At 64.5% G+C, this 9,985-nt stretch carries 11 protein-coding genes and 1 tRNA gene; 8 read left to right on the top strand and 4 right to left on the bottom strand.

Features of this window, described 5'->3' with window-relative positions; translation table 11 throughout:
- Window positions 1-164: 164 nt before the first annotated feature.
- From AC27KI_RS14410 to AC27KI_RS14385, 6 genes are all read left to right on the top strand, one after another.
- Window positions 165-686 (top strand): DUF2127 domain-containing protein, encoded by a 522-nt coding sequence (locus tag AC27KI_RS14410; RefSeq protein ID WP_487114420.1) that lies wholly within the window; start codon window positions 165-167, stop codon window positions 684-686.
- Between the two features lie 218 nt (window positions 687-904).
- Window positions 905-2,419, top strand: a complete 1,515-nt coding sequence (locus AC27KI_RS14405) for a lyase family protein (RefSeq protein ID WP_487090214.1) — start codon at window positions 905-907, stop codon at window positions 2,417-2,419.
- A 52-nt stretch (window positions 2,420-2,471) separates the two neighbouring features.
- Entirely contained in the window at window positions 2,472-2,924 is a 453-nt protein-coding gene (locus AC27KI_RS14400) for an META domain-containing protein (protein ID WP_487090215.1), read from the top strand.
- 125 nt (window positions 2,925-3,049) lie between these two features.
- Window positions 3,050-3,310, top strand: coding sequence for a hypothetical protein (locus AC27KI_RS14395; RefSeq protein ID WP_272565077.1), 261 nt, complete (start codon window positions 3,050-3,052; stop codon window positions 3,308-3,310).
- Window positions 3,311-3,674: 364 nt separating this feature from the next.
- The gene (locus tag AC27KI_RS14390; protein ID WP_317356257.1) at window positions 3,675-4,403 is read left to right on the top strand and encodes an IPTL-CTERM sorting domain-containing protein; all 729 of its coding nucleotides are present in this window, start codon (window positions 3,675-3,677) and stop codon (window positions 4,401-4,403) included.
- Between the two features lie 228 nt (window positions 4,404-4,631).
- Entirely contained in the window at window positions 4,632-5,420 is a 789-nt protein-coding gene (locus tag AC27KI_RS14385; protein WP_487114418.1) for a hypothetical protein, read from the top strand.
- 96 nt (window positions 5,421-5,516) lie between these two features.
- Here the strand turns inward: AC27KI_RS14385 and AC27KI_RS14380 are convergent, their stop codons facing one another.
- The gene (locus tag AC27KI_RS14380) at window positions 5,517-5,924 is read right to left on the bottom strand and encodes an Arc family DNA-binding protein (protein ID WP_487114416.1); all 408 of its coding nucleotides are present in this window, start codon (window positions 5,922-5,924) and stop codon (window positions 5,517-5,519) included.
- Window positions 5,925-6,209: 285 nt separating this feature from the next.
- Here AC27KI_RS14380 and AC27KI_RS14375 point away from each other — a divergent pair, with 285 nt between their 5' ends.
- A complete protein-coding gene (locus AC27KI_RS14375; RefSeq protein ID WP_284426611.1) occupies window positions 6,210-6,680 on the top strand; it encodes a hypothetical protein in 471 nt (156 codons plus the stop codon).
- Between the two features lie 422 nt (window positions 6,681-7,102).
- Here AC27KI_RS14375 and AC27KI_RS14370 read toward each other — a convergent pair whose 3' ends face one another.
- Together AC27KI_RS14370 and AC27KI_RS14365 are read right to left on the bottom strand one after the other, a co-directional pair.
- Entirely contained in the window at window positions 7,103-7,531 is a 429-nt protein-coding gene (locus tag AC27KI_RS14370; protein ID WP_487114414.1) for a hypothetical protein, read from the bottom strand.
- Between the two features lie 257 nt (window positions 7,532-7,788).
- Window positions 7,789-7,863, bottom strand: a tRNA-Arg gene (locus AC27KI_RS14365).
- 175 nt (window positions 7,864-8,038) lie between these two features.
- On the opposite strand from AC27KI_RS14365, the gene AC27KI_RS14360 reads away from it, so the two are divergent.
- A complete protein-coding gene (locus AC27KI_RS14360; protein ID WP_284429386.1) occupies window positions 8,039-8,533 on the top strand; it encodes a guanylate cyclase in 495 nt (164 codons plus the stop codon).
- Between the two features lie 9 nt (window positions 8,534-8,542).
- On the opposite strand, the gene AC27KI_RS14355 is transcribed toward AC27KI_RS14360, so the two are convergent.
- The coding region (locus AC27KI_RS14355; protein WP_487114412.1) for a translocation/assembly module TamB domain-containing protein at window positions 8,543-9,985 on the bottom strand (1,443 nt) is incomplete at its 5' end.

Here is a 9,985-nt window from a genome sequence, read left to right as displayed (position 1 = left end):
TTTTTGGCTCAGATCAGCATCCGTGGAGCGGCGCCATCGGATCGTCGGGGCGGGCCGGCGGATTGTAGGCCGGGGCCCCGGCTGCGTGGTGGGGTCGGCGGCGCGCGTGCCGGCAGGGCCGACAATCGGCCTGGCGCCCGTCCGCCTTTCGTCACCCATTCACCATGCATCCATCCGCGCCGTTCGCGTGGGAGGCGTTTTCCATGAACCAGGCCGTCCGTCTCGTCGCGTTCCTCGAAGCTTTCAAGGGCCTGCTCGTCCTGGCCGCCGCCACGGGGCTGCTGTCGCTGGCGCACCGGGACATCTACGCCATCGCCGTGCGGCTCATCGAGCATGCGCACCTCAATCCCGCGGCCAGATACCCGCAGATTTTTCTGGACGCGGCCCGCAACGTGCAGGACTCCCGGCTCATGCTGCTGGCCCTGGGCGCTGCCGCGTATGCCGCGCTGCGGCTGGTGGAGGCGTACGGCCTGTTCAAGGAACGCCCCTGGGCCGAGGTGCTGGCGGCGGGCAGCGGGGCGATCTACCTGCCGTTCGAGTTGATCGGCTTCCTGCACCACAGCAATGCGCTGCACGCGGGCATCTTTGTGGTCAACGCGCTGGTGGTGGGGGTGATGGTGCGGGCGCTGCTGCAGCGGCGCGCTGCGCGGCCGGGCGGTGCGCCGCAGGGCCTGCACGGCCGCTGACGCCGATGGCGGGTGGCGGCGCCGGGGCGGCTACCATGGCCTTTTCCCCCGCGGAGTTCCCATGCGCAAAGCAATGACCGTCCTCGCCGTCGTCGGCACCCTCGCCGCCCTGTACTTTGCGTACCGCTACGGCGTGTATTGAGCACGGACCCAGCGCGCCCATCATCGCCACGGCCGCCTGCGCCGGTGGAACAAACCCATTACAGAGACAACAGGCCATGCCCATGAAACCCACCCGACTCGCCATTGCCGCCGCCCTTTCCCTGGCGGCCCTCGTGCCCCACGCGGGCGCCCAGACCTCCGCCAAAAAGCACGACGATTTCTTCTGGCTCGGCGAGATCAACAAGGCCACCGCCGTCATCAATACCGACGAGGGCCTGCTCGACCCATCGCTGTCGCCCCTCGTCTACAAAGGCATCACCCAGGTGCTGGCCAACGGCGACAAGCCGGGTGGCAAGCGGCCCTCATTGGTCATCACCTTCGAGCCGTTGCTGATCGAGGCCGCCGGACCCCAGATCACGCTGCTGCACGCCGGCCGATCGAGCCAGGACATGCTGGCCACCGCGCGGTCCGCCATCCTGCGCGATGAAATGCTCCACCTGGCCGAGGCGCTCAGCCAAACCACCGCCACCCTGATCGAACTCGCCGGCAAGCACCGGGCCACCGTGGTGCCCAACTACACCAACGGCGTGGCGGCCCAGCCCAACAGCTACGGCCACTATCTGCTGGGCATCGCCGCCGGGCTGGAGCGCGACGCCCAGCGCATCCGCGAAGCCTATGCCCGCATGGACCGCTCGCCCATGGGCACCACGGTGCTCAACGGCACCAGCTGGCCATTGAACCGCCAGCGCATGGCGGACTACCTGGGCTTTTCCGCCACGGTGGACAACGCGTACGACGCCGCGCAGATCTCCGCCGTGGACCAGCCCGTGGAGGCCGGCGCCATCGTCATGGCCATCGCCCTGCATGCCGGCAGCTTCATCGAAGACGTGATGACCCAATACGCCCAGCCGCGCCCCTGGATCCTGCTGCAGGAAGGCGGCGGCAACACGTATGTCTCCAGCGCCATGCCGCAAAAGCGCAATCCCGGCCTGCTCAACAGCACCCGCCGCGACGCTTCCACCGCGCTCAACCTGGGCATGGGCCCCGCATTGCAGGCGCACAACATTCCCCCCGGCATGAGCGACCCCAAGGAGGTCCGCACCAACGCCGCGATGGTGCAGGCGGCGGCCGGTGTACTGAACAACTGGACGCGCATCCTCAACAACCTGGTGATCGATCCCCAGCGTGCGCTGGAGGAGCTCAACAGCGACTGGACCGCCTCGCAGGAACTGGCCGACGTGCTGATGCGCCAATACAAGCTGCCCTTCCGCGTCGGCCACCATTTCGCGTCGGAGGTCGTGGAATACGCCAAGGCCAAGGACATCCGGCCCCTCGCGTTTCCGTATGCGCAGGCGCAACGCATCTACGCCGAGACGGTGAAGGGAACGGAGTTTGCGCAGGTGCTGCCCCTGTCCGAGGCCGAGTTCCGTTCCACGCTCGACCCGGTGGCGATCGTCAGGAACCGCCAGACCGCCGGTGGCCCGCAGCCCGCCGAAATGGACCGCATGCTGCGCGAGGCATCCCAGCGCGTGGCCGAGCAGGACGGCTGGATCAAGGCCCGGCGCGCGCAGATCGCGGCGTCGCTGGCGCGGCTGGATGCGGATTTCGAGAAGTTGGGCGGGGCCCGCTAGGGTGCTTGCGCTCATCGCTGGTGCCGCGCTCGCTCTGATAGCGAGTGGCGCGATGGCCTCGCCACAGCAGCCCCCTCAGCGGGAGGCAGAGCCAGCGCGCGAAAACTTCTACCTCGGCACGCTGGATACCGCTGAATGGGGCCTGGTCTCGATCTTCGGCCCTGATGGCACGGAGCGGCACGATTGGCCAAGGACCGGCATGGGCAATTCCGGCCCATCGGTGCGGTTGAGCTTTCCAGGTGCCGGGCTTTTCGGCCTGCGCGTGTGCAACGGGTCGACATTCCGATACCGGTGGTGGGCCGAGGATGGCGGCATTCGTGCCGAGCCAGTTTTCCAGACGATGGCCGCGTGCGACGATCAGCCCCTGATGCAGATGGAGGCCTGGGCCCATCGGCAGTTGTCGCAAATTCGCCGATACAGCCTGTACACCGCAGCCGGTGGCACCTTGAGACTCAGGCTGTCTTTTGCCGATGGCAGCCGTTGGGAGCTGCAAGGCTCGCCGTGACGCGGTTGGAGCCGCGCAGCTTCGACGCATTTCGAAACAGCCGAGGGCAAGGGCCGGGCTATGGTGCGACTGTCACAGGCAGGTTGTGGCCATCGTTCCATCCATGCACCAGGAGAAGAAAACCCATGGCACTCGTTCCATGCCCCGAATGCAACCGGCAGATTTCCGATCAGGCGACCGCTTGCCCCGGCTGCGGCCATCCCCAGGCGATGGCCATCAGCAGGCGTTCTGCCTTTGAATCCGGCACCCATGAGGGCCGCCACGCCGGTACCGTGAAAGCCGGCATTGCCGGGATGACCGCCGCCAGCCTGGGCGGCTGGGCCGCACGGGCGGTGGCGGTGGTGGTGCTCGGCATCGTCGCGGTCGTCGCGATGCTCAGCCGCTGAGACGCGGTCTGCGGGCGCTGACCCCGCATGCCTTGGACCGACCGCCCCTGGAAACTCCGGCTCGCCGCCATGCGCTGCGTCCGCTCACCGGCGGCGGCCTGCCCCGGGTGATCGACGGCTGGCTGGCGCAAGCCCCCTAAAAAAAACGCGAATTTCCGCAGATCAAGGGCTGGAACGCTTGTAAGAAACCCGTCAGAAACGCATGATCCCGGGTCTTTTTCGACCTGCTGCCAGTTGATCCATGGTTTTTGCGTTCTCCCCGCCTGTTCCCCCCTTTCTGGATATTCGGAGATGGGCTGCCCGATGGGCCCTCTTCATTGCGCTCGCCGCCCTCTCGCAGGGCGCGTGGGCCATGCAGATCTTCGTGAAAACCGTCTCCGGAAGGACCATCGCTCTGGACGTGGAGCCCAGCGACTCGATTGAGAACGTGAAGGCCAAGATCCAGGACCAGGAAGGCATTGCGCCCGAGCAGCAGCGGCTGATCTTCGCGGGCAAGCAACTGGAAGACGGCCGAACCCTCTCGGACTACAACATCCAGAAGGAATCGACCCTGCATCTGGTGGTGCGCCTGCCGAGCGTCGAGGACTCGTTCACCGGCGCTTCGCCCGCCGGCAGTGGGCAGATCACCGCTTCGCTGACCGGCGTGAGCGGTTGCACGTTCGACACCGCGCAGACCGTGTTCGAGGTGCCATCCAGCCGCCCCGCGGGCGCGCAGTTTCCCCAAGGCGTCTTCCGCTTCGTGGCCACCACCTGCGCGGGCAAGGTCACCGTGACGTTGAAGTACCCGCAGGCGCTGGCAGCGGGCAGCCGCTTCATGAAGTACGGCCCGCGCACCGCGGGCGCGGCGCAGTCGGAGTGGTTCGAATGGCCGGGCGCCCAGATCAATGGGGACACGGTGACCTTCGACATCGAGGACAACGGCCCGGGGGACGCCGATCCGGCGGTGGGCACGATCTCCGATCCGGGCGGGCCGGCGGTGATCGCCGCGGCGCCGGCGAGTGCCGCCGCCATTCCCACGCTGTCGCACTTCGGCCTGGCGATGCTGACGGCCTTGCTGGGGCTGCTGGCATGGCATCGGCGGCGGTCTGCCTGAGCGCAGCGCGCACTTTGTTCAGCGAAAGATTTCGACTCCCCCAAACCAATGCAACCGATAAATCCTGGCTTGACGCGCGGTGGTATGAGCGCGTAAATTGCAAGCGTTCGGTATCGCAAAACCGACCGCATGGGAGCAATTCCCTGCATAGCCGATTCGGCACCAGCCTCGGCGTCCGACCCGACCAGTCATTGGCGACGGAAACAGCACCACTGTTTTTGATCGACCATGCTGAAAATCACCACTACCACCCTCCGCAAGCGTGCTTACTTTGCCCAACGGGGCCTCTGCATTTATTGTGAGTTGCCGATCTGGGAGCCGGAATGCCGCAAGAGATTTGCGCAGGCATACGGTCTTCCTGAAGCTCTGCTCGATGTGCTTCGGTCGACAGCCGAGCATTTGGTGGAGCGTCAACGAGGTGGCCTGGATCATCCAGCAAACATTGCGGCTTGCTGCCATTGGTGCAATTGGAAGCGCCATGCCCATCGGCACTTCTGCGCGCCCGACCCGGTTCGTTATCAGTCAGAGGTAAGGCGAGCCATGGCGGCCCGGCTATGGCATCCGGCTGCCAGGAGCATTAAGCGAAATCGGCAGTTACTGTCCTCTGCAGACCTCCGAAACAACGACTGCGGGAGTTTGTTCCAAACTTGCCTTGCTTACCCACCGACTTTGCCCGCAGTTGGCCGAAAAACCGGCAATCTGGATGCATCGATCTACCAGAAATTCAGCCCGGAGAAGTCTGTGGACGGCAAGGCGGTCTACAACATCAGCTGGAACCACAAGAAGGCGCCGCACGGCCATCTGGTGGAGTACGGCTATCTGCAGCGCTACCGCTACGGGCCGGACGGAATGGGCCCGATGGTCCGGCCGGGCATGGATGGCCGAAAGAAGCCCAGCCGCCGGGCGTCGCAGGCCGAGAAGGATGCGTACTACGTCACGCTGCCGACTCCGAAGCAGGTGATCGCATGGCGCTTGAACCCGCTGACCGTGACCAGCTGGATGAGGACGTTTGGGTGATGGAACTCGCGGCGCTGGAAACCATGGCTGAGGTGAGCCGACGGGAGAAGTGAGCAAAGCAGGTATTGCTGCTTTGGTTGCGCGAAAGGGCGGTTCCTAACTTTTGCTCCGCTCCCGGTCTTTCATATCCTGAACAGTCACGTAACGACCGAGCGGCCTGAGAGGGTACGGCTGGCCTGCGGCAGCAAAGTCTTCTTCGATACGCCAGACCATTCTGGTGATCCTGTCCTTCACCGTGTCGAATTCCTTTTGCTCGTTCGGTGTTAGACGTTGCGGATCGGGGTAGTTGGACAGAAGGTTGGATCTGTACTCCTGCAGAGCGATGGCCAACATCAGCTTTTCACGCAAAGCCCCGGGGCCGAGCTCTGGCCCCTGAAACGATTGCTCCAAGCGCGCGATGAGTTCTCGCGTAAGAGACCGGTTGTTCTCCGTCGCCGCCTCATCGAGCCGGTCTCGAAGCTCGAAAGGAATTCTGAAGTTCAGTTGGGGGTCAGTGCGGGCCATGGGCTATTTTCGCATCACGGTGCTTGCGAAGAGCCTGTGCCCGACCGGCTTGCTATGCCCACCGAGGCCCTGCGCCCGGGCGCGACCGTGGACGACTTCGCGCGAGCCGCGATGGCGGCAAACGAGAGGCGGGAGGGTTATGAGGGGCAGCTGCCGACAGCGCTGACCAACTGCCGCGCGCCCATAAAGACCGATCTGCGGAGTGAGTAGCCTCCGCCTCGTCGGGGGCTGGCGGCGGCCTCTTGGCTCCCCCAGAATGGAGGTATTCGACAACGGAGGTCCATCATGATTGGAGACGCTCAGCGTATGCAGTCCGATTATTTCGAAAAACGCTTTGATCATCTCAGATTGATGTCAAGCGAAGCTGAGAAAGCGGCTTGGAATTACCTCCTGGCTATTAACGGCGGAGGGGCTGCAGGGATGCTTGCGTTTATCGGCGCCGTTCCAGGCTATCGACAAATTTGGATGTCTTATTTAATTCTCGCCGTATTTGTGTTGGGGCTGGTTTTTGTTGGCGGGTCACATGTAAATCAGAATATACGCATCAATCGTGCATTAATCGGCTGGAGGTCCGATTGGCTGAGCGTAGCGGAAGGAAAAATCCTTTGGCTGGACATGTTGAAGCGGGACGGTCTTCGTACTGAAAATAGCTTTTTGTCTTGGTTTATTGGATTTTCCGCCTTGGCATGCTTTTTAGTGGGTGTGATACTGGCGGCGATACTTTTTTATTTCCGATCACCCACTATGCCTATTTGACGGAGGGGGGATTCCCCAAATAAATGGTTTTGGTGCAGACAACGGGATACTATCCAAGATCCCGGGCGAGGAAATTTCCGCCGGGCAGCAAGTTGCTCCCACCCGCCGGCAGCGGCCGGCCCCCCACCCTGCCCGCCGTCATAGATACTCCTGCCTTCGGCAAGGTGCGGATCACCTACCGCCTGAACCCATCCGCGAATGCGGCACCGGCAAGCTTCCCGAGGTGTCCGCCTTCCATATCTGGTACGGGCACGTTAGCATCGGGAACACGCTGACCGCGGCGATGCGGCACGACAGCGAGGCCCCTCATGACCCTGCACCGACAGATCAGGAGATAACGGCTCAGGGGACAGGAGGACCCGTCCAAGCTAATACCTCGTGGCGATTAAAAAAAGTTGAACTGCCACACACTGCCACCGTCCTCAAAAAATTTGATGCGCATAAGTGAAAGTGCCTCCGTTGAGCGACTTCCGAGGCATAGACCTTAAGGCGTTATCCACAGCGATATAACTATTTGAGGGCTCAAAGACTGACACCCAAGCAGCCAGTCCGAGTGCTTTGCCGGATTCCGAAAAGTAAAGTCCCTTCGTAATGCGAGTAACTGAGCGGCAGTACGAAGCCTGGTCAAATTCAATCGCAATCTGGCGGCCGGTTGGAGTATTAGTTAACCGGCCTTCAAAAATCGTCGTTTGCAATCTCTTATTTTTTTCAAGCGTTGATGCAAGATGGTCAATGATCTGGTTCGCATTCCGTCCACCATCACCGGTAACGAGCCCAAGCAAGATTTTTAGATTTTCGTCATCACTTGAACCGCCGTTGTTACAACGAAGGCAGGCTTTGATGATGTTCATCTGAAGCGCGGCGCGCTCATTAGCCGAGTACAACTTTGCAGGAGGAAGATGTTCTCGTGTGACATCGCCGTGCATGCCGCAAATGGCGCACTGGCCTAATCGAGGCTTTCTCGGCAAGGTGACTCCCCTGTTAGGGCGCCGACGTCAGGAGATATGCTGACTGACCATTCGGCGACGCGGATGCACTGTCCTATGTCCCCGCCATGTCCCCGAAGGGAGGGCGCTGAACGTAAGCCGTTGATTTGTAAGTAAATCAGTGGTCCCCTCGACAGGAATCGAACCTGTATCTAGCGCTTAGGAGGCACTCGTTCTATCCATTGAACTACGAGGAGGACGGGCGATTGTAAAGGCGTGGCCGTGGCAGCTTTTCCCCGCCGTGCTGAGACCTCCGCAAAAGAAGATCGCGCCCGGCGCGGGGCCACAGGCCATGGGAGCGCCGCATTTCCGCAGTGGCAACGCGCCCCGGGCGGTGCGCCGCTCTAAAATACCTCCGCAATGATTTCACCGATGACGCCTCCACAGTTCCACGCCCTGCTCCTGGCGGAGGGACTCTCTCCCGCCATGGAGGCCCTCAACCGCGGTGTGCCGCATCGGTACACCGGCATCTTCCAGGTGATCGAGTCGCAGCTCATCAACGTCTTTCTCTACGACAAGCAGCACCAGATCCGGCCCGAGGCGCTGGCCGTGGTGGCGCTGGACAACAGCTTTTGCCAGTTCGTGCTGCGCGATGGCTCGCTGCTGGTGGACAACTCGATGCACGACGAGCGGCTGCTGGCCAGCTCGTTCCGCGGCGTAGTGGTGGCCTACCACGGCGTGCCGGTGACCGATCACCGCGGCGGCCTGTACGGCACCCTGTGCCATTTCGATCTGGTGGAGCAGGGGCTGGCGTCCGCCCAGTTCGAATTGCTGCAGGCCGCGGGGAGCCTGCTCTATCCCTATCTGCCGCACGGGGATGGCCGGGTGCAGAACGCGCCCCAGTTCGCCCGCGCCGCGGCGGGCTGATGGGCCCCGTCAGTCGTACCGCACCGTGTAGATCAGGTCCACCGCGCTTTGCGCGCCGGTCTGGCCGCGCAGCGTGAGGCTCTTGGTCAGGTCGTAGAAGATGTACAGCGTGCCCAGGGCGCCCGAGAGGCTGCGCTCGTAGGTCACGTACAGGTCCTTGGACAGGCGTTTGCCGAAGGTGAGCGCGGCGGCCGAGGCATCCTCGCCCGAGCCGGGGCCCTTGAACCCGATCTCGTCGAGCCCCACGCGCTTGGCGAAGTTGCCGGCACCGGCATTGCCGTTGCCCCCGAGCAGCGCCAGCGCCGCCTGCTGCAGCAGCGCGGCCTCGGCGCCGCCGGCAGCGCCGCTGCGGCCCAGCACCACCCAGGAGAGCTTTTCGGCGTCGGGCAGATCGGGGTCGGAATAGAGCCGCACGCGCGGCGCCTTGGCCGAGCCGGTGACCTGCACGCCGGCGCGCACGCTGATGTTCGGCCGGATGGCGAGGATGTCCAGCGCGGGGTTGTCGTACGGGCCGTTGAAGCGTGCCAGGCCCGTCTCCACATCGAGCGACTGGCCCCAGGCGCGGTAGCGGCCTTCCACGGTGCGCACCTCGCCGGTGACGCGCGGCGGCGCCCCGGCGACGGTGGCGCCGCGGATCTCCAGTTCGCCCGCCAGGCGGGTGGTGATGCCGTGGCCCTGCAGCGCGAAGTCGTCGCCCAGGTTGAGGGTGACGGCGATGTCCGGCGGCTTGGCGGCTTCCACGCGGCCGGCGGCCTGTCCCGCGCGTTCGGCCTGCTTGACGGTTTCGCGGTCCTTGGCGGCGGAGCGCACGACCACGTCGGTGCCCAGGCTGGGTGCGCCGGCCTCGGGCAGGATGATGGTGGCGCGGTCGGTGGTGAGCTTGCCGCGCAGCGTGAACTGGCCCTGGCGCAGCCGCGCCTGCAGATTGCCGGACACGCTGACCTGGCGGTCGGCGCGCACCAGCACCTGCAGGGCGCGCGCCTCGGCGTCGAAGTCCATGGCGATGCCGGAGCCGGTGGCGCCGCTGCCGCCCGTGGTCCACGACACGCTGCCTTGGCCGGTGAGCGTGCCGCCGTCGCGCGGGGCCGCGGTGCGGTTGCCGCTGAAGCCGGCGATGCGGGCGTTGCTGCCCTGGCCGCCGTTCACGCGAAATTCGGTGATGTCGAGCCGGTCGCCGTTCAGCGTGGCGCGCAGGCGCCCGTCCTGCAGGTCCACGCCGTCGATGAGCGATCGCACCGACAGCTGGTCGGCGCCGAGCGTGCCGCTCCATCGGGGCGCGGCGCGGTTGCCGGCGAGGGCGACATTGGCGTCCAGCGTGCCCTTCACGCGCCAGCCCGGCGGTGCCAGGGCGGACCACACGCCCACGTCCGGCAACTGGGCGCGCACGGTGGCGGCCAGCGGTGCATCGGCAGGCCATTGCCAGCCGCCATCGGCACGGGCCAGGCGGGTGCT

Source organism: Acidovorax sp. KPB24-03, from assembly GCF_057546605.1.
This window is presented reverse-complemented; position numbering and strand designations above follow the sequence as displayed.

Bases quoted from the DNA above. Each gene is read 5' to 3' on its own strand.
- AC27KI_RS14385 (WP_487114418.1), top strand. From the start codon at position 4,632: ATGCTGAAAATCACCACTACCACCCTCCGCAAGCGTGCTTACTTTGCC.
- AC27KI_RS14370 (WP_487114414.1), bottom strand. From the start codon at position 7,531: ATGAACATCATCAAAGCCTGCCTTCGTTGTAACAACGGCGGTTCAAGT.
- AC27KI_RS14375 (WP_284426611.1), top strand. From the start codon at position 6,210: ATGATTGGAGACGCTCAGCGTATGCAGTCCGATTATTTCGAAAAACGC.
- AC27KI_RS14410 (WP_487114420.1), top strand. From the start codon at position 165: ATGCATCCATCCGCGCCGTTCGCGTGGGAGGCGTTTTCCATGAACCAG.
- AC27KI_RS14380 (WP_487114416.1), bottom strand. From the start codon at position 5,924: ATGGCCCGCACTGACCCCCAACTGAACTTCAGAATTCCTTTCGAGCTT.
- AC27KI_RS14395 (WP_272565077.1), top strand. From the start codon at position 3,050: ATGGCACTCGTTCCATGCCCCGAATGCAACCGGCAGATTTCCGATCAG.
- AC27KI_RS14360 (WP_284429386.1), top strand. From the start codon at position 8,039: ATGACGCCTCCACAGTTCCACGCCCTGCTCCTGGCGGAGGGACTCTCT.
- AC27KI_RS14405 (WP_487090214.1), top strand. From the start codon at position 905: ATGCCCATGAAACCCACCCGACTCGCCATTGCCGCCGCCCTTTCCCTG.
- AC27KI_RS14400 (WP_487090215.1), top strand. From the start codon at position 2,472: ATGGCCTCGCCACAGCAGCCCCCTCAGCGGGAGGCAGAGCCAGCGCGC.